Annotated in this window: 17 protein-coding genes; 7 read left to right on the top strand and 10 right to left on the bottom strand. The window is 61.7% G+C overall.

The genetic code is table 11. From position 1 onward, the window contains the following. Nucleotides 1-16: 16 nt before the first annotated feature. Nucleotides 17-877: a LysR substrate-binding domain-containing protein gene (locus PS14A_RS15825; protein ID WP_212616697.1), complete on the top strand. Its 861-nt coding sequence runs from the start codon at nucleotides 17-19 to the stop codon at nucleotides 875-877. Between the two features lie 96 nt (nucleotides 878-973). Here PS14A_RS15825 and PS14A_RS15820 read toward each other — a convergent pair whose 3' ends face one another. Beyond that, complete coding sequence (locus tag PS14A_RS15820; protein WP_212616696.1) at nucleotides 974-1,846, bottom strand: LysR family transcriptional regulator; 873 nt, start codon at nucleotides 1,844-1,846, stop codon at nucleotides 974-976. Nucleotides 1,847-2,117: 271 nt separating this feature from the next. On the opposite strand from PS14A_RS15820, the gene PS14A_RS15815 reads away from it, so the two are divergent. Beyond that, on the top strand, nucleotides 2,118-3,443 hold the full coding sequence (locus tag PS14A_RS15815) for an MFS transporter (RefSeq protein ID WP_212616695.1): 1,326 nt from the start codon (nucleotides 2,118-2,120) through the stop codon (nucleotides 3,441-3,443). Nucleotides 3,444-3,514: 71 nt separating this feature from the next. Further along, on the top strand, nucleotides 3,515-4,906 hold the full coding sequence (locus tag PS14A_RS15810; RefSeq protein ID WP_212616694.1) for an FAD-dependent oxidoreductase: 1,392 nt from the start codon (nucleotides 3,515-3,517) through the stop codon (nucleotides 4,904-4,906). A gap of 8 nt (nucleotides 4,907-4,914) precedes the next feature. On the opposite strand, the gene tssI is transcribed toward PS14A_RS15810, so the two are convergent. Then, entirely contained in the window at nucleotides 4,915-6,303 is a 1,389-nt protein-coding gene (gene tssI / locus PS14A_RS15805) for a type VI secretion system tip protein TssI/VgrG (RefSeq protein WP_212616693.1), read from the bottom strand. A gap of 221 nt (nucleotides 6,304-6,524) precedes the next feature. Between tssI and PS14A_RS15800 the strand changes: the two genes are divergently transcribed. Continuing rightward, nucleotides 6,525-7,229, top strand: a complete 705-nt coding sequence (locus PS14A_RS15800; protein WP_016775324.1) for a YebC/PmpR family DNA-binding transcriptional regulator — start codon at nucleotides 6,525-6,527, stop codon at nucleotides 7,227-7,229. Nucleotides 7,230-7,331: 102 nt separating this feature from the next. Here PS14A_RS15800 and PS14A_RS15795 read toward each other — a convergent pair whose 3' ends face one another. From PS14A_RS15795 to PS14A_RS15780, 4 genes are all read right to left on the bottom strand, one after another. Beyond that, nucleotides 7,332-8,645, bottom strand: a complete 1,314-nt coding sequence (locus PS14A_RS15795) for a protein kinase (protein WP_212616692.1) — start codon at nucleotides 8,643-8,645, stop codon at nucleotides 7,332-7,334. 207 nt (nucleotides 8,646-8,852) lie between these two features. Then, nucleotides 8,853-9,983, bottom strand: a complete 1,131-nt coding sequence (gene zapE, locus PS14A_RS15790; protein ID WP_212616691.1) for a cell division protein ZapE — start codon at nucleotides 9,981-9,983, stop codon at nucleotides 8,853-8,855. A 136-nt stretch (nucleotides 9,984-10,119) separates the two neighbouring features. Further along, nucleotides 10,120-10,875, bottom strand: a complete 756-nt coding sequence (locus tag PS14A_RS15785) for an anti-sigma factor (RefSeq protein ID WP_212616690.1) — start codon at nucleotides 10,873-10,875, stop codon at nucleotides 10,120-10,122. After that, nucleotides 10,872-11,378: a sigma-70 family RNA polymerase sigma factor gene (locus tag PS14A_RS15780; protein ID WP_212616689.1), complete on the bottom strand. Its 507-nt coding sequence runs from the start codon at nucleotides 11,376-11,378 to the stop codon at nucleotides 10,872-10,874. The genes PS14A_RS15785 and PS14A_RS15780 overlap by 4 nt, the downstream gene beginning before the upstream one ends. Before the next feature lie 156 nt (nucleotides 11,379-11,534). Here PS14A_RS15780 and PS14A_RS15775 point away from each other — a divergent pair, with 156 nt between their 5' ends. After that, nucleotides 11,535-12,641, top strand: coding sequence for a catalase family peroxidase (locus PS14A_RS15775; RefSeq protein ID WP_212616688.1), 1,107 nt, complete (start codon nucleotides 11,535-11,537; stop codon nucleotides 12,639-12,641). Then, the gene (locus PS14A_RS15770; protein ID WP_122880191.1) at nucleotides 12,638-13,183 is read left to right on the top strand and encodes a cytochrome b; all 546 of its coding nucleotides are present in this window, start codon (nucleotides 12,638-12,640) and stop codon (nucleotides 13,181-13,183) included. The genes PS14A_RS15775 and PS14A_RS15770 overlap by 4 nt, the downstream gene beginning before the upstream one ends. A 59-nt stretch (nucleotides 13,184-13,242) precedes the next feature. Here the strand turns inward: PS14A_RS15770 and PS14A_RS15765 are convergent, their stop codons facing one another. Next, nucleotides 13,243-14,394 carry a M14-type cytosolic carboxypeptidase gene (locus PS14A_RS15765; RefSeq protein WP_212616687.1) on the bottom strand — a complete coding sequence of 384 codons (1,152 nt, stop codon included), beginning with the start codon at nucleotides 14,392-14,394 and terminating at the stop codon, nucleotides 13,243-13,245. Between the two features lie 417 nt (nucleotides 14,395-14,811). Next, on the bottom strand, nucleotides 14,812-15,210 hold the full coding sequence (locus tag PS14A_RS15760; protein WP_212616795.1) for a DUF3077 domain-containing protein: 399 nt from the start codon (nucleotides 15,208-15,210) through the stop codon (nucleotides 14,812-14,814). A gap of 130 nt (nucleotides 15,211-15,340) precedes the next feature. On the opposite strand from PS14A_RS15760, the gene PS14A_RS15755 reads away from it, so the two are divergent. Beyond that, nucleotides 15,341-16,000 carry a S24 family peptidase gene (locus PS14A_RS15755; protein WP_212616686.1) on the top strand — a complete coding sequence of 220 codons (660 nt, stop codon included), beginning with the start codon at nucleotides 15,341-15,343 and terminating at the stop codon, nucleotides 15,998-16,000. A 42-nt stretch (nucleotides 16,001-16,042) separates the two neighbouring features. Here the strand turns inward: PS14A_RS15755 and PS14A_RS15750 are convergent, their stop codons facing one another. Then, the gene (locus PS14A_RS15750) at nucleotides 16,043-17,992 is read right to left on the bottom strand and encodes an acetyl/propionyl/methylcrotonyl-CoA carboxylase subunit alpha (RefSeq protein ID WP_212616685.1); all 1,950 of its coding nucleotides are present in this window, start codon (nucleotides 17,990-17,992) and stop codon (nucleotides 16,043-16,045) included. Then, complete coding sequence (locus PS14A_RS15745; RefSeq protein ID WP_212616684.1) at nucleotides 17,992-18,804, bottom strand: gamma-carboxygeranoyl-CoA hydratase; 813 nt, start codon at nucleotides 18,802-18,804, stop codon at nucleotides 17,992-17,994. Before PS14A_RS15745 ends, PS14A_RS15750 begins: the two co-directional genes overlap by 1 nt. Between the last annotated feature and the right edge of the window lie 19 nt (nucleotides 18,805-18,823).

Raw genomic sequence — 18,823 nt, 5'->3', positions numbered from 1 at the left:
TCAGTGAGGGTTATTCATGAACCTGTTTCAGCTCCGTGCCTTCGATGCCGTGGCCCGCGAAGGCAGCTTCACCCGCGCGGCTGCGCGGTTGTTCATCAGCCAGCCAGCGGTCACCGGACACATCAAGGCACTGGAAGAGCACTACCAGATCACCTTGCTGCGGCGCACCGCGCGACGGGTGGAACTGACCGAGGAGGGCACCAAACTGGCAGCGATCACCCGCGCCATGTTCGGCCTGGCGGAAGAAGCGCAGACGCTGCTCGAGGCCAATCGGCAATTGTTGACCGGGCGTCTGGAGGTGGCGGCGGATGGGCCGCACATGGTCATGCCGATGCTGGCGAGCCTGCGCGCACGCTATCCGGGCATCACCGTGAACCTGCGTCTGGGCAACGCCCAGGAAACCCTGGCGGCGCTGTTGTCGGAACACGCCGATGTCGCGGTGCTGACCGAGGTCGAGCCGCGCAAGGGCCTGCATCTGCAAGCGCTGAGCGAATCGCGGATCTGCGCGCTGGTGCCGGCGGGGCATCGCTGGGCGAATCGCTCCGGTGAAGTGAAACTCAAAGAGCTGGACCAAGTGATCATGGTTCTGCGTGAGCCGACTTCGATTACCCGGCGCACGTTTGACCAGGCGTGTGCACAGGCCTCGATTCAGCCGCGGGTGTTGCTGGAGCTGGACAGTCGCGAGGCGGTGACCGAAGCGGTCGCGGCCGAGTTGGGGGTCGGTGTGGTGTCATCGGTGGAGGTCAGTCATGACCCGCGCGTGGTGGCGATCCCGATTGCCGGGGCAGGGCTGGTGAACCGGCACATGATTGGCTGCATGGAGCGCCGGCGCGAGTTGCGCTTGATTCAGGCTTTTTTTGATCTGGCTCCTGTCTGAAAACCGTGTCGACTCCTTCGCGAGCAGGCTCGCTCCCACATTGCAGAGCGCGGTCCCATGTGGGAGCGAGCCTGCTCGCGAAGGGGCCGATACTGTTTACACAAGACTCTCGCGAACCATATCAAGAAATGTCGCCACTACTCGCCGCGAACTCTGTTCGCGCAAGCACACCAGGGTTTCGGTCAGGCGCCTCGTGCAGTCGGTGATCGGCAACGCGCAGACCCGTGAGTCGGCGCCGAACTCCGCCGCTGAAACCACGCCAACGCCAATCCCCACCACCACCGCCTCACGCGCCGCTTCTCGACCTTCAACCTGAATCGCCGGGCGGATGCGCAAACCTGCGCGGGCCATTTCCTCTTCCAGCGTCTGGCGGGTCACCGAACCGATTTCGCGCAGCACCAGTGGCGTGTCGTCCAGATCGGCCAGACAGATCGATTCGCGCTCGGCCCAAGGATGATTACGCGAAACAAACGCCACCATCGGATCGTTGCGCAGCGGTACACACAGCAAGCGTTCATCGGTTACGTCGCGGCCGAGCAGCGCCAGATCGGCCTGATAGTTGAACAGGCGAAACAGCGATTCGTCGGTATTGCCGGTCTCGATTTTCACGCTGATGCCCGGGTAGCGCTCGCAGAACCGTGCGATCTGCGGCAACACGTGGATCGGCGCATCCACCGCGAGAATCAGGCTGCCGGTCCGCAGGGCCTGGGATTCCTGCAGCAATTCCTGCGCTTCGGCTTCGATCACGAACAGGCGCTGGGTGATCGCCAGCAGACGCTCGCCAAGATCGGTCAGGCGTACGGAACGTTTATTGCGGTGAAACAGCAGCACGCCGAAGCGTTCTTCGAGTTTGCGCACTTGGTCGGAAATCGCCGGTTGCGTCAGATAAAGCCGCTCGGCGGCTCGGGTGAAGCTGCCATGGACGGCCACCGCGTGGAACGCTTTGAGTTGGGCGTGAGAGACGGACATGGTGACTCCAGTAACAAGCTCGGCTTATGTGTGAAATACGATAAATCGATTTTATTTATTAAACAGTAATTGCTTTGATCGGCTCACGCCATCGCTGACTGTTCGGTCGAACAGCAGCGCCGGCCCATGAGCCTGTGCGTGCAACAGCAGACTCATCTGACCGTTATCGCCGAAGGGAAGAGGCGGTAACGCAGTGCTCAACAATAAAAAACACAGGCGTTTTTCTTAATCGATTCTGCCGGCACACTCACACCCTGAGGTCAGAACCACCATGAACAAGCACATCGGCACCCTGGCGCGTTGGCGCGTGCAGATCTTCGCTATTACCTGGCTCGCGTACGCCGCGTTCTACTTCACCCGCAAAGCCTTTTCGGTGGCCAAACTGGGCATCGCCGAAGACCCTGATTTCACCCTCGACAAAATGGCCATGGCCAACCTCGACGCGATCTATCTGGCGGCGTATGCCCTCGGACAGTTCACTTGGGGCATGCTCGCCGATCGCTTTGGCCCCCGGGTCGTGGTGCTTGGCGGCTTGCTGATATCCGCCGCTGCGGCGCTGGTGATGGGCAGTTTCGCTACATTGCCGATCTTCGCCACGTGCATGTTGATTCAAGGTTTGGCGCAGTCCACTGGCTGGTCCGGGCTGTGTAAAAATCTTGGCAGCTTCTTCCCGTCTGAGAAGCGCGGGCGGGTGCTCGGCTTGTGGAGTTCCTGTTACGCGTTTGGTGGTCTGGTCGCCTCGCCGTTCGCCGGCTGGTGGGCCTACACGCTGGTCGGCACCTGGCACGCGGCATTCATTTCCAGCGCGGCGGTGGTCGCGGTGGTCGCCGTGCTGTTCTTTATCTTCCAGCGCAACAAACCGGAAGACGTCGGCTTGCCGGCGGTGGAGCCCGAGCCGGAACTGACCGCCGAAGAAACCGCAGCCAACAGCAAACTCAGCGTCTGGGATCCACTGAAGGAAATCCTGCGCAACCGCACGGTGCTGGTGCTGGGCCTGGCGTATTTCCTGTTGAAACCGGCGCGCTACGCGATTCTGTTGTGGGGCCCTGTGATTGTTTTCGAACAGATGCCCAGTGTCGGCAAGGTCGGCGCGGCGATCATTCCCACCGCGTTTGAACTGGCCGGATTGCTCGGGCCGATCATGATCGGCCTGGCCTCTGACAAACTCTTCGGCGCCCGACGCATGCCGGCCTGCGTGCTGAGTCTGCTGGCGTTGACAGTGACGCTGGCGTTGTTCATGGCCGCGCTGAACACCGGCAGCGTGTTGTTGGTCGTCGCGTTGCTGTTCGTCATGGGCCTGACGTTGTATGGCCCGGACTCGATGATCAGCGGTGCGGCCGCCATCGATTTCGGCAAGGCCAAGGCCGGCGCCACCGCCGCCGGTTTCGTCAACGGCTGCGGCTCCGTTGGCGCGGTGCTCGGCGGTTTGCTGCCGGGCTACTTCGACTCGGTGACGGTGTTTATCGTCTTCGCCGGATGCGCGCTGTTCTCGGCGCTGGTGCTGATTCCGCACTGGAACAGTCGGCCGGTCGGCGTGATGGAGCCGCGCGCGGCGATCCCCAACTGCCCGCTGACCATCAAAGCGCTGCGTTCCTGAACCCCTTCGCCCCGTGGCCTGCTGCGCGGTGCGCGGCAGTTGCGGCGTGGCTTTCTGACTGGAGATTTTCCATGCGACCGTTCTGGCTCGAGCAGGCCTTGCAGGCCGACCCATCCGAGCAGTGTCCACCGCTGCAAGGCGAGGTGCGCACGGATGTGTGCATCGTTGGCGGTGGTTACACCGGATTGTGGACGGCGATCATGCTCAAACAGCAAAACCCGGAGCTGGAGGTGCTGCTGATCGAAGCAGACATCTGCGGTGCCGGCGCCAGTGGCCGTAACGGTGGTTGCGCACTGTCATGGTCGGCCAAGTATTTCACCCTGGAGCGCTTGTTCGGCGTCGAAGAAGCGGTGCGTCTGGTCAGGGAATCGGAGCGCAGCATCCATGCGATCGGCGAGTTCTGCGAGCAGTACGGCGTCGATGCCGACTACCGCCTCGACGGTACGTTGTACACCGCCACCAATGCCGCTCAGGTCGGCGCGACTGATGCGGTGATCGCAGCGCTGGAGCGTAACGGCATCAACTCGTTCAGCCAGCGCCCGCTCGCCGATGTGCAGCGCATGGCTGGTTCAGCAAAACACCTGGAGGGCTGGTTTTCCCCGGCGGCTGCCAGCGTGCAACCGGGCAAACTGGTGCGCGGTCTGCGCCGGGTGGCACTGCAACTGGGCGTGAAAATCCATGAAGGCACGGCGATGACCGGACTGGAAGAGGGCCGCCCGGCACGCATCCATACGCCCGGCGGCAAGGTCATCGCCGACCGGGTGGTACTGGCGATGAACGCGTGGATGGCCCGCGCGTTTCCCCAGTTCGAGCGCAGTGTGGCGATCGTTTCCAGTGACATGCTGATCACCGAACCGCGCCCGGACCTTCTGCAGCAAATCGGTTTGACCAGCGGCGTCAGCGTCCTTGATTCGCGGATTTTCGTGCACTACTACCACAACACCCCGGACGGCCGGATCATGCTCGGCAAGGGCGGCAACACCTTTGCCTATGGCGGACGGATGCTGCCGGTGTTCGATCAGCCGTCTCCCTATGCAGAATTGCTCAAGCGCAGCCTCGCCGATTTCTTCCCGGCGTTCGCCGAGGTCAAAATCGACGCGACGTGGAACGGCCCGTCGGATCGTTCGGTGACCGGTTTGCCGTTCTTCGGCCAGATGAGCGGGGCGGGCAACGTGTTTTACGGCTTCGGTTATTCCGGCAGCGGCGTCGGCCCGTGTCACATGGGCGGGCAGATCCTCGCCGCGCTGGTGCAGGGCCTGGACAATCCTTGGACCCGCTCGCCGCTGGTCAACGGGCCGCTGGGTTATTTCCCGCCGGAACCGATTCGCTACCTCGGCTCGCTGATGGTGCGCAACGCCATCCGCCGCAAAGAGCGCGCCGAAGATCACGGACGCCGACCCAGACATCTGGACGTGCGCCTGGCCAGATTCGCGGCGGCGGCGGGCAAGGCTGACAAAGGCTGAGCCGGCGACTAGTGCTCGGCGCGGTTGATCAGCCAGTCGAGCAACAGGCTGTCGCGCACGGGCTCTGATTCGCGCTCCGGTGGCTGGTGCGCGTGGCCGAGGCACAGAATCGGTCGGTCCGGATCGCTGTCGAGGAAACTCACCCACACTTCGCTGCCGGCCCGTGGCAATTGGTCGACGGCGACGGCGCCGTTGATTCGACTCATGGCAATCGGCAGCCACAAGGCGCCGCTGTCGGATTTACCCTCAGCAGGCCACAAGCTCACAGCGAGGCAGCCGTTTTCGTCCAGTTGCGCGGGTTGCCCGGGCGCACCCGCCACTTGCGCAAGGTGGTAGCCGGCGATATTCGGACGTGATTGTTTGAGTGGCGGACGGAAGTCGGTCGACCACGGTAGCGCGGTGAAGTCGTTGTGATAACGGTGTACGGTTGGCGTCGGATCAAGGATCGAAGGGTGCTGACCGTGGTGGCGCACGGCGCTGATCAACCATTGTTCGTTGAAATGATGGATCGGATGCTCTGCCACAAGCAGCAATCGGCCGCTGAGCAAATCGCTGCAATCACTGCGCCCGTGGATGGTGCGCAGTTGGCAGCGTTGGCGTTGCAAATGCCGCCGGCTGCGTTGCTCGGCGTACAGGCGCTCCGGTGATCGCGCTGGCATCGCCGGCTCTGTCGAAACTTCGTTGGCTGCGTCGATACTGGCGGTCGGCTGACCGCGATTGCGCACTACATGCAGCACCGGCACCGGCGCCGCGCGATGCTGTTGATACAGAGTGCTGACGCAGGGCGATAGCGGTTGCGCATCGGCGTTGAAAGGTATTTCGACCGGTTCCTGCGGCAGGCTCAGGCTGTCGTCGGCAAACACTGCGACATGTCCGTCCGGCCCGTGTTCGAAGTGATAGTGAATGCCTTCTTCTTCGCAAAGCCGCTGCAGCAGGGCCAGATCGCTTTCTTCGTACTGAACGCAAAACGCCCTTGCCGGGTAGTGACCGACGCTCATTTCGATGCGATAGCTGTGTGCTGGAAGGGCATGTTCTTCGAGCAGTTGTTGAATGATCTGCGGCGTACTCAGATGGGTAAACACGCGTCGGTTATGCGTTTGCGCCAGTTGTTGCAGATGCGGCACCAGAATCAGTCGATAGCCGACCCGATGGGTGCCGCGGTGTTCGCAGCTGGCGCTGGAAATGACCCCATGGAAACCGTGCTGCTCACTCAGCCGCAAAAACGCCGGCCGTTGCAAAAAGGCGCCCGGGACGATGGCCGGGGCGAGGCCGAGTACTTCGATGTCGAAACGGTAGGGCTGGTTGAGCGCTTCCTCGCCGCGAAAACGCACCACCGGCAGGCGCAATCCACTGTCGGTCAGAGTAAGGGTGAATGGACTTTCCTTGTCATTGAGCATTCGAGCAGGCCCTGTCAGGCGATACGGGGTTTCAAGGGTACGAAACCGTCGGGCTGAATGGTCATGTCAAAGGTGCTTTTCAGAATTCCCCTACATGCTTTGGTGAAGATGTCGATTCCGCCGGCGATTTTTTTGGTCGATTGCCGACTTTAGGCCGTATAAACTTGCCGCCACGCGTCGGCCAATAGATGTCTCGGCGCCACAGATCAAGAGAGTGAGTAATGGGCGCACAGTGGAAGGTTAAACACAAAGAAGCGGCAGCCAACGCCAAAGGGAAGATCTTCGGCAAACTGGTGAAGGAAATCACCATTGCTGCGCGCAACGGTGCCGATACCGCCACCAACGCACACCTGCGTCTGGTGGTCGAACAGGCGAAGAAAGCCTCGATGCCAAAAGAAACCCTCGATCGCGCGATCAAGAAAGGCGCTGGTCTGCTGGGTGAAACCGTGCAATACCATCGCGTGACCTACGAAGGCTTCGCGCCGCATCAGGTGCCGCTGATCGTCGAGTGCGTCACCGACAATATCAACCGCACTGTCGCGGAAATTCGCGTGGCGTTCCGCAAGGGCCAGTTGGGCGCTTCCGGTTCGGTGGCGTGGATGTTCAACCACGTCGGCATGATCGAAGCCGCGCCGGACAGCCCGGATGCCGATCCGGAAATGGCTGCGATCGAAGCCGGTGCCCAGGATTTCGAGCCGGGTGAAGAGGGCGCGACGCTGTTCCTCACCGACCCGACCGACCTCGACGCTGTGCAGAAAGCCCTGCCTGAACAAGGTTTCACCGTGTTGTCGGCGAAACTCGGCTACCAGCCGAAGAACCCGGTCAGCGGCTTGAGCGACGAGCAGATGGCTGAAGTCGAAGCGTTCCTTGAAGGCCTCGACAACCATGATGACGTGCAGGACATGTTTGTTGGTCTGGCTGGCTGATCTGTCGCGCCAGTAATGACCTCTTCGCGAGCAGGCTCGCTCCCACATTTGAAATACATTCCATTGTGGGAGCGAGCCTGCTCGCGAATGACTGCGCAGCGGTCAAAGATTCTCCAGCACCTCGATCACTTCACTGAACCCCGGCCGCCCCAGCACATCGGCCTGACAGCAACGTCGCTCCAGCGCCTGCAGTTGCGCGCGCCGCTCCGTACTCAATCCTGAGTCGACACGCTCCAGCAATTCCCCCAACAACACACCGAACGCACGGACCTCCAGGCGCTGCAATGCGCACGTCTGCACATCATCGCCGGTGGCATGAAACGACGCCGCGCCGAAATCCCCGAGCAGACAATCGCCACGATCGTTTAACAGAATGTTGTGGCCATACAGATCGCCGTGGGTGATGCCTTGGCGGTGCAGGTGCTCGGCCGCTGAGGCGATGCCTTTGGCGACGCGCAGGGCAACCTCGGCGGAGAACCGGCAACCTTCGGCATAAACATCCCGCGAGCACGAGGCCAGGCTGGGCAAACCGGCGAGATTGCCGAAGCTCGGATCAATCAGTTGCATCACCAGCCCCTGCTGTTGATCGGGATGGCCGCTGATGCGCCCTTCGACGCGGATCAGGTTCGGGTGCAGGCCTGCGGTGATGCAGGCGTTCATCTCATGCAACGGCGAGCCGTCGCTGGTCATCTCGCCTTTGTACAGCTTCACCGCAACCGCCTGCGCCGTGCCGTCGTCGCGCTGCCAGACTGCCCGGGAAATCACCCCGGAAGCGCCTTCGCCCAGTTGCTGTTCAAGGCGTAGCGCCGACCAGTCGATCAGCGGCGTGGCCTCAAGTGCAGCGGCATCGGCTTCGGTCTCCAGCGGATTGCCGGCGTAGGCCAGCCAGGTCAGGCTCGGCAAGGTCAGCAACCACTGCGGCAGTTCGCTGAGTTGGTTGGCAGCGATGCGGAGCAATTCCAGCCGATGGCAGTGGCGCAGGGAGTCTGGCAGCGATTGCAGGCGATTGCCGGCGAGCATGAGCTTCTGCAGAGCGGGGCGTTCACCGAGTTCGCTGGGCAGGCTTTCGATGCGGTTATCGGTGAGGATCAGCCAGCGCAGCTGCGGCGGCAGGGCGGCACCGGGCACAGTGACGATGCGGTTGGCCTTGAAGCCGACCATGGTCAGCGCGGTGCACTGGCCGAGGCACGCCGGCAGTTCGCTGAACTGGTTGTCGGAGCAGAACAGCACGCGCAGGCGGGTCAGGCGGTGCAGGTCAGCGGGCAGGCTGGATAACGCGTTGCCGCTGAGGTTGAGCACTTCCAGCGTGTCGGCCAGTTGGAAAACTTCGCGGGGGAATTCAGTCAGCCCGCAAGACAGGTCGAGGCGGGTAATGCCTGACAGCTCGCCGGCGCGCAGTTGAGCAAGGGTGTGCATGTCTGGTTTCGCTATTGATCGGTGGAGCGACGCGGGGGCGCTGGGAATGGGCGACATGATAGCGGTAAAGCGGATGCTGAACGGATTTTGAGTTGTCCCGGGACCTTGTGGGAGCGAGCCTGCTCGCGAAAGCGGTGTATCAGTTAAATGAATTCTGACTGACATACCGCTTTCGCGAGCAGGCTCGCTCCCACAGGGTTCAGGGTGTCAGTTGGGTTCGTGGATTTCCTGCAATTGCCCCAACCGGCTGCGCGTGCGCGCCAGGTCAATGGCGTGACCTTCCAGACTCTGACCCAGCGGCAACTGGCCGAGCAGGGTCAGGTGTTTGTCCTGATCGTAGAGCACGTCGATCAGATTGATGAAGCGCTGCTGCACGGCGATCGGACACTCGCCGAGCTGCGGCAGGTCATCGATGATCCACTGGTCGAAACGCTGGCACAGTTGCAGATAATCCATCACTGCTGTTGGCTGTTCACACAGATCGTTGAAGGTGAACGCGACTCGCCGGCCTTGGCAAAAACGGGCCTGAAGCTGGCGCTTGCCAACTTCGAGGGCCAGGGCAGGCGCGTCGGCTGGTGGCAGGTCCAGAGTCTGACGTTGAGCTGCCGTCGCCGGCCAAACGTAATGTCCTTGGGTAAACACTTGATGCGTGTGCTGGCGGTTGAGTGTGCGGTAGTCGTGGGCGCCGCCGACTTCCATCACTTGCATGCGCGTGTTGATCAGCTCGATCACCGGTTTGAAGCGCGCGTGATACAGCGGATTGGGCAGCAGGCCCTCGGGTGCATAGTTGGAGGTCACCAGCAGCATGATCTGCCGTTTGAACAGGGCCTTGAACAGTCGCGTGATCAGCATCGCGTCGCCGATGTCATGCACGTGAAATTCGTCGAAACATAGCACCTGGCAATCTTCCAGCAGTTCGTCCAAGGTGATTTCCAGCGCGTCTTCCTCCTGGCGATGACGGAACATGCCGTCGTGCAACCGAGCGAAGAACTGATGGAAATGCAGGCGGCGTTTGCGCGTGATCGGCAGCGCCTGGAAGAAGCCATCGAGCAACCAGCTCTTGCCGCGTCCGACGGCGCCGTAAAGATACAGGCTCGGCGGCGTGTGTCCGCTGTCGCCCCACAGCACGCTGGCCTGCTGCGCCATGCAGTCGATGACTTGCTGCTGGCTGCGGCTGAGGGTGTAGCCCTGACTGTGGGCCTTGTCGCGAAAGTAATCGCGGATGCTCGCGGCATGAGCGTCGTGCCCGGCGCTGGCGGGCAGGCCTTTGCCGAACAGGCGGCGCAGCAACGGCCAGCGTTGGCTCAGTCGTGATCGTTTCGGCGGTCGGGCGGGCACGCGGGAGAGGCTCCTGGTTGATTGGACCGACTCCACCGGGAGCGCGGTGGCCCAAGTGTAACCAGAGCTCAGGGGCTGGCTCCATGAAATATGTGCACGGTCCCCTGTAGGAGCTGACGAGTGCAAGGGGCGGATTTCAGAACGGTGGCGATTGCTTGAGCAACTCTGCTGCCGGCGAGTCGGTCGGGCTGACCACCGCATAGTTGTAGCCCGGCCCTGACCAGTAATCGGCCTGCAGATCGCCATCGCTGCGCGAGCCACGCGGCAGCAGGGTGTTTTTCGGCCCTGGCGGACGCAGGTAGAAACTGACCTTGTGACCGCTGCCATCCTCATACATCACCATCGCCGCCGCGCCTTCATCGGTGCTGAGCAAGCGCCCGCTGACCGGCTCGAATCCGGCTGCTTTCAAGTCCGGCAAGCGCCCGGCACCGCTGAAGTAGCGGTCGAGCCAACGCTGCATGTCGCCATCGCTGTCGACCTTGTAATCGGCGGGCAGCACGCCTTGCTGGGCGATCAGGCGATAGGCTTGCAACGCGTCAGTCATCGGCAATTGCGCAGGGCGCACCAGGGTCATTTCCCGCGCCTGCCAACCACTGAAACCGCCAATGCTCACGGCAATCAGTAACACCGCCGCGCTGGCCAGGTGCCGACGGGACTGCTGGCGGCGGCGCTGGCGAATCATCAGCGGGTCGAGCGCCGGATTGGCCGGTTGCTGCAAGGCGCCACTCAGCGCTGCGCGCAACTGTTGGGCATCGCGTTGCCAGGCGCGCACCTGCGCCGCTTCTTCGGGGTGGCTGGCCAGCCAGGTCTCGAGCACGCGCCGGTCGGCGTCGCTGAGCTGGTGGTCGACGTAGGCGTGCAAATCACGTTCGCTGGGAGGCAGGCTGATCATTTGAGTATCCGCAAGGAAGGGCTGCTGATTTCGCCGTCGCTGAGTTGGCGCAAGGCCTGGCGGGCGCGGGACAGGCGCGACATCACGGTGCCGATCGGGGCGCCGAGGATCTCGGCGACCTCTTTATAGGACAGGCCTTCCACCGACACCATCAGCAGCAAAGCGCGCTGTTCGGTGGGCAGGCGTTCGAAGGCTTGCAGGGTCGACCGGGCGATCACCGTGCGTTCCACCGAGGGTTCGGCATCGTCGCGACCGGTGAAAAATTCCAGCATCCGCGCATAGCGCCGCGAACGACGGTGCGCGTCGAGAAATTGCCGATAGAGGATCGCAAACAGCCAGGCGCGCAGGTCGCCCTCGGCGCGTTTCTCGCCCCAGGCCGACAGCGCCCGCTCGAGGCTGGCCTGGACCAGATCGTCGGCGCTGCTGCTGTTGCGCGTCAACGACACGGCGAAGCGGCGCAATCTGGGAATGATTTCTCTCAACTGTTCGTCGAATTCGCTCATGAATTTCTGCTGGTCGCTACGCTGTGGACTAGGAAGACGTCCGTCAGCGCAGGTTATTCCCCGTGCGCAAAAATAAATACCGCGCCGTGGAATAAACCCGGACGGGGTGCGTCTTGCTGACTCTTTCCACTTGTGGCCGATGGCCTGGAGATATTCATGGTTGATCGCTCGTCCCCCAACGCTGCACCGCCCGGCAGGCCGCCGCGCCAGCCACTGAGCGCCGCGAGCCTGATTTTTCGCCTGGGCGGCATTGCCGTGATTGTCGCCGCCGTGGCCGGGGCGTTTGCCTACGTGCATGGCAACCTTGACCCCCAACGACTGACGCCAAAAGCGCTGGTCGATGTGCTGGAGAAAAACAACGGCGTGCATCCCGGCTTTCGTCGCAATCACGCCAAGGGCGTGTGCGTGATCGGCCATTTCGAAAGCAGCGGCGAGGCGCGCGCGTTCTCCACCGCGCAAGTGTTCAACCTGCCGCAGACGCCGGTGGTGGGGCGTTTCGCCTTGCCGGCCGGCAATCCCTATGCGCCGGACAGCGCCGTGCCAATCCGCAGCCTGGCGCTGCGCTTCACCCAGGCGAACGGTCAGCAATGGCGCACCGGCATGAACAGCATGCCGGTGTTTCCGGTGGGCACGCCTGAAGCGTTCTACCAATTGCAGCAGGCGCAGTCGCCGGATCCAGCCACTGGCAAGCCCGACCCGACGAAGGTGCCGGCGTTCTTTGCTGCACACCCGGAAGCCGTGCCGTTCTTGACGTGGGTGAAGACCGCCAAGCCTTCGGCCAGCTACGCGACCGAAACCTATAACAGCATCAATGCGTTCTATCTGGTCGATGGCAACGGTAAAAAGCAGGCCGTGCGCTGGAGCATGACCCCGTTGGCGCAGGACGCAACAGGTGCCACGGCCCCTGAAGGCGCGGACTTTCTCGAGAAGGATCTGGTGCAACGCCTGGCCGCCGCACCCTTGCGCTTCCAGTTGAACATCACCCTGGCCAACGCCGACGACCCGGTCAACGATGCCAGCAAGACCTGGCCCGCAAATCGCAAAGTGCTGAACGCCGGGACTTTGGTGCTGGAGAAAACCCAGCCGCAGCTCAGCGGTGAATGCCGCGACATCAACTACGACCCGCTGGTGCTGCCGGCCGGGATTCAAGGCTCGGAAGATCCACTGCTGGCCGCGCGTTCTGCCGGCTATGCCGATTCCTACCTGCGTCGCACCAGCGAAGTCAGCCAGTTGCCCGCCGCCAAACAGGAGGCTCGTCCATGAACAAGCAACCGACGCATTTCGTTTTGCTGGCGCGCCTGCTGCACTGGTTGATGGCGCTGATGATCATCGCCATGTTGTTCATCGGTGCGGGAATGGTCACTTCGGTGTCGTCTCGCCATGAATGGCTGATTCATCTGCACAAGCCGCTGGGCATCGCGATTCTGGCGCTGGTGATCGTGCGCCTGCTGGTGCGCTTCACCACGCGTCAGCCGCCGTTGCCGGATGATCTGCCGGGCTGGCAGGTGCTGGCGGCCAAGGCTTCCCACGTCTTGTTGTATGCGTTGATGCTGGTGTTGCCGCTGCTTGGCTGGGCGATGATCAGTGCCTCGGGCGAACCGGTGATGCTCACGGCGTCGCTGCATCTGCCGTCGATTGTGCCGGCCGATGCGCAACTGTTTGCGGTGCTGCGCAAGTCCCATGGCTATCTGGCGTATCTGCTGTTTCTGACGGTGCTGCTGCACCTGGCGGCGGCGCTGTTTCATGGCTGGGTGCGTCGTGACGAAGTGCTCGACAGCATGTTGCGCGGGCGTGATCGCGGCTGAGCCGTTAAAGCAAAAGATCGCAGACAGGCTGCGATCTTTTGTCGTTACAGAGGAGGGGATCAGCGCAGGGTGTCGACCATGTCGGCGAGGGTGGTCAGCACGTCCTTGCCCAATTGCTTCGAACGTTTGCCCGACCAGCCGGTGATCTTGTCCGGGTGGTCGTCGTGGTCCTTGAACGGCATCTCCAGGGTCAGCGACAGGCAATCGTATTTTTGCCCGACGCTGTTGCAGGCCAGTGTCATATTGGCCTGACCCGGTTCGTCGCGGGTGTAGCCGTAGGTGGTCTGGAAGTCTTTGGTGGTGTGCTTGAGATGACTGCGGAAATGCTCTTCAAGCTTTTCGATGCGCGGTGTAAAGCCAGGATTGCCTTCACAGCCGGCGGTGAAAACGTGAGGTATGGTTTCGTCGCCGTGTACGTCGATAAACGCATCGACGCCATACTTTTGCATCTGCTGCTGAACGAACAGCACTTCCGGGCTGATGTCCTGGCTCGCGTTCTGCCAGGCCCGGTTCAAGTCCTGACCCATGGCATTGGTGCGCAGGTGGCCGTGGAAGGCGCCATCCGGGTTCATGTTCGGCACCAGATACAGATCGGCGCTCGCCAGCAGTTTATTCAGAATCGGGTCGTCATGGCGCTCCAGACGCTCGATCACACCTTCCATGAACCATTCAGCCATGTGCTCGCCCGGATGCTGCTGGGCGATGATCCAGATCTTGCGCTGGCCTTCGGCGCCACTGCCTTTGCGCAGTAGCTGAATGTCGCGGCCCTCGACACTTTTGCCGGTCGCCAGCAATTCGGTGCCAGCCTTGCTCAGCGCCTGCTCGATCAACCAGTCGTGGCGGCCGCGGCTGTAGGGTTCGAAATAGGCGAACCAGGCGTGGGTCTGTTCGGCTTCGAGGCAGAAGCGCAGGCTGTCGCCTTCGAAGCTGGTGGGGATGCGGAACCAGTTGACGTGATCATACGATGCCACCGCCTGATAGCCCGGCCAGCCTTTGCTGTAGGTCGATTGGCTGGCGTTGACCAGACGAAACCAGTGTTCCTGATGCACATGCAGGCCGCTGGCCTTGAAGTGGAACCACTGAAAATGAGCGCTGCGGGTGTCCGGGCGGATGGCCAGAACCGGATTGAGCGGGTTGCTGATGTCGATGACTTGGATATTGCCGCTGTCGAAATTGGCGCTGATGTCGAACGAAGATTTGGCCACGGTCATAATCGCTTCCAGAGCAGGATTTTTATGACCGGTACTTTACACGCAGGCTGGGGTGAAACCGAGGGGAATTGCGGGTGTAGCGGGGGGCGTCTTCCGTGACGCGCCAGCAGCTTAGAGGCTATGCGATTGATTCTCAAGTGCTGATTGCCATTGTTTGGCCCAATGTGGCCGGGCTCGGCTTGCCAATCAATATTCTTTTGATATTATCCGCGCCATCGAATTTGCAGCACTCAAAGACTTCATTAGCCTGAAGACACAAGCCCGAAAAACGGGCAAAAAAAGACCCGGCAAAAAGCCGGGTCAAAAACCGTGATTAGCCTGACGAGGAGATAGTCCAGAAGACCGACCTAAGGTCTCTGGTCCATCGACTGATCTCGCGACCAGCTGCTTGCAATAATAATCATTATCATTTGCAAGTCAAATGTTTTTATCTGCGCGATGGGAAAATTCTTTCCTGTCCGCCCGTACCTTGTCCGCCGTGACTTCGTCGTTGTCGATCGAATGGTCGACCATTGCCCGCGCCATATCCACCATGTGCACCACCGAGAAAGCCAGGTCGCGATTCGTGCCTTGCAGGTTTTCTGCGGCCTTGAACGCGGTGGCGGCCGCACATCGCAACAAGTCCGAGGCGTGCACCAGTGCTTCCTCGCCACTGAGATGGTTTTTGACATCGAAGAAACGTTCGTCCGTCTCGGATTTCGAAACAGTCGGTTTCAAGTAGTAGTCGAGAGCGCGCTGTGCGGCGGCATTGCCCTGAGGCGAGGTGAAGCTGGTGTCGATATGCAGATCGGGCAGGTCTTTGCTGCTGATGTTCATCATGAAACGTCACTCCATGTTCGATTGAAAGTCCGTTTCCCTAGGATAGTACCACCTGTATTTGTGACGAGAATTTAAATACTACAATATGTGTTTTGCTGGTCGAAGACGTCCGCGTAAGGTGCGGCACATGGATAAATGGATTGAGTTGGTCAAGGCCAAGATGAGTGAACTCAAAGTCACTCAAACAGAGCTCGGAGAGCGCGTCGGCATGTCCCAGGGCGGGATCGGTCATTGGCTGAACAAGCGTCGCGAACCCGGTGTTACCGAAATGAACCGCGTGCTCAAGGCGCTGGGAATGGACTTCCTCGAAGTCGTCCTGGTGATCCGCGAACCGCAGGCGACGCCGGAAGACGAGATGCCGCTGGCGCAGAAGTACAACCCGTACTTCCGTTATCCGGTCTGCGATTGGCGTGCACCGTGCGAAGTGCGTGACACTGCGGCGAGCTATCCCGGAGCATCAGCGAAGCAGCGCTTCGAACTGACGGATTACCACGCTCGTGGCGGTGCCGCGTTCTGGCTGACGGTGACGGGGGATTCGATGACCGCGCCGAGCGGCCAGAGCATTGCCGAGGGCATGCTGATTCTGGTTGACCCGGAGTTGGAGGCAGTGCCTGGCAAATTGGTGATCGCCCAGTGGCCGGACAGCGAAGAAGCGATTTTCCGCAAACTCGACGAGCAGGCCGGCCAGCGCTACCTGGTTCCGCTCAATCCAACCTGGCCGAAAACCCTGCTCACCGATGAATGCCGGATTATCGGCGTGGTGGTTCAGGCAACGGCGCGTTACTGAACGGATCGATCCTCGCTCAAGGCCAGGATCGACCCTTTTATTTCATCCCTCTTCCAGTTCAACCAAAGCACTGCCTTCACTGACCATATCGCCTTCCTGGCAATACAGCGCTTTGATCACACCGGCGTGCGGCGCGCGGATGCTGTGTTCCATCTTCATGGCTTCCAGCACCACCAGTTGCGCCCCGGCCTCAACCGACTGTCCCGTTTCGACCAGCACGCGCACGATGCTGCCGTTCATTGGCGCGGTCAGACCGCCCTGATGGCTGTGGCTGGCTTCGACGGCACTGATCGGATCGAACGCTTCGATGCGCCGCAACTCGCCGTCCCATTGCAGATACAACGCGCCACCCTGACGAATCGCCCGCAATGTGCGGCGCACGCCGTCATGCTCGATGGTCAGCGCCTCGCCCAACAGTTTTGCATGGGCCGCAGTTCTCAAGGTCAACGCGCGATCCTGCCCCTCGCAACTCAGATGCAAGGTGATTTCCGCCAGCAAGCCTGCGCGCAAACCACTGCTGCAAGACCAGGGGGAGGCGGGATCATCCGCCCGCGCACGCTTCGGCAAACTCTGCACAAACGCCTGCGCCGCCGCTTGCCAGAACTCGTCGCTCAGCGTGCCTGACGCTGGCAGCAACTGCTCCTGATAGCGCGGAATAAACCCGGTATCCAGCTCTGCCGCCGCAAACGCCGGATGCGCGATGATCCGGCGCAGGAAATTGATGTTGGTCTTCAGCCCGCCAATCGCAAACTCGTCGAGCATGCTCAACAGACGCAAGCGCGCCTGTTCGCGATCTTCACCCCAGGCAATCAGTTTGCCGAGCATCGGATCGTAGAACGGCGATATCTCGTCACCTTCCTCAACGCCGCTGTCTACCCGCCGCCCCGGCCCCTGCGCCGATTCGCGGTACAGATCCAGACGCCCGGTGGCCGGCAGGAAATCATGCGCCGGATCTTCGGCATACAAGCGCACTTCAATCGCATGACCGTTGAGCGGCACCTGCGCCTGGGTGATCGGCAGCGCTTCCCCACGGGCGACGCGAATCTGCCAGGCGACCAGATCGAGCCCGGTGATTGCTTCGGTCACCGGGTGCTCGACTTGCAGCCGCGTGTTCATCTCCATGAAGAAAAACTCGCCGCGCGCATCCAGCAAAAACTCCACGGTGCCGGCGCCGACATAACCGATCGCCTGCGCCGAACGCACAGCCGCTTCGCCCATTGCCCGGCGCAACTCGGGCGTCAGACCCGGCGCCGGGGCTTCTTCGACGACTTTCTGGTGCCGACGCTGGATCGAGCAGTCGCGTTCGTTGAGGTACAGGCAGTTGCCGTGCTGATCGGCGAACACCTGAATTTCCACGTGACGTGGCTTGAGCAAATACTTTTCCACCAGCATCCGCGAGTCGCCAAACGACGATTGCGCTTCGCGCTGCGCCGAGGCGAGGGCTTCAGCCAGTTGGCTGACATCCTCGACGACTTTCATGCCTTTGCCGCCACCACCCGCAGTGGCCTTGAGCAGCACCGGATAACCGATGCGTTCGCAGGCTTCACGGAAGGTGTCGAGGTCCTGCGCTTCGCCGTGATAGCCCGGCACCAGTGGCACGCCAGCCTTTTCCATCAGCGCCTTGGCGGCGGATTTGCTGCCCATCGCATCGATGGCCGCGGCGGGCGGGCCGAGGAAGATCAGCCCGGCGGCTTCGATGGCGCGGGCGAATCCAGCGTTCTCCGAGAGGAAACCGTAGCCGGGATGAATCGCCTGGGCACCGCTGGCCTTGGCGGCGGCGATCAATTTATCGATTTGCAGATAACTCTCGGCAGCCTTGCTGCCGCCCAGATCCACGCGGATATCGGCTTCACGGCTGTGCCGCGCATCGCGGTCGGTGGCGCTGTGCACGGCGACGGTAGTCAGGCCCAGTGCCTTGGCGGTGCGCATCACGCGGCAGGCGATTTCGCCGCGGTTGGCCACCAACAGGGTGGTAATCACAGGTGCGCTCATCAACGCGACTCCTTGGTGGATGCGGCTTGCCAGTTCGGCGGGCGTTTTTGCAGAAAGGCGCGCAAGCCTTCCTGACCTTCGGCGCTGACGCGAATTCGCGCGATGGCATTTTCCGTGTAACGACGCAGGGCCGGGGTCAGCGCGCCGTTGCCGACTTCACGCAGCAAGTCCTTGCTGGCGCGCATCGCGGCGGGGCTGTTGAGCAGCAGATTGTCGACCCACTGTTCGACCTGTTGCTCCAGTTCAGCGGCCGGGTAGCTTTCGGCGAGCAAGCCGATTTCCCGCGCCCGCTGCCCGCTGAAGCGCTCGGCCGTCAGCGCATAGCGGCGCGCCGCACGCTCACCGATCGCCTGCACCACGAACGGGCTGATCACGGCCGGTGCCAGGCCGATGCGTACTTCCGACAGGCAGAACTGCGCGTCATCGGCGCCGATCGCCATGTCACAGCAACTGATCAAGCCCAGCGCGCCACCAAACGCCGCGCCCTGAACCACAGCCAGAGTGGGGATTTTCAGCTTGGCGAGGTTGTACATCAGCTCGGCCAGTTCGCGGGCATCGTCAAGATTGGTGTGGTAATCGAGTTCCGCCGATTGCTGCATCCACGCCAGGTCGGCACCGGCACTGAAATGCTTGCCACGCCCGCGCAGCAGCAGGAAACGCAGGCTCGAATCGCTGGCGACCTTGTCGAGGGAGAGGATCAGTTCGCGGATCATTTCGGCATTGAAGGCGTTGTTTTTCTCGGCACGGTTGAGCCACAAGGTCGCAAAACCGCGTGGGTCGTTTTGCAGTTCGAGGGTATTGAAGTCGCTCATATTCATCCGTCTCCACGGT

This window comes from Pseudomonas sp. 14A (assembly GCF_018132745.1).
GTDB lineage: Bacteria > Pseudomonadota > Gammaproteobacteria > Pseudomonadales > Pseudomonadaceae > Aquipseudomonas > Aquipseudomonas mercuritolerans.
The sequence above is the reverse complement of the archived record's forward strand: the minus strand, read 5'-3'. Positions and strand labels throughout refer to the sequence as shown.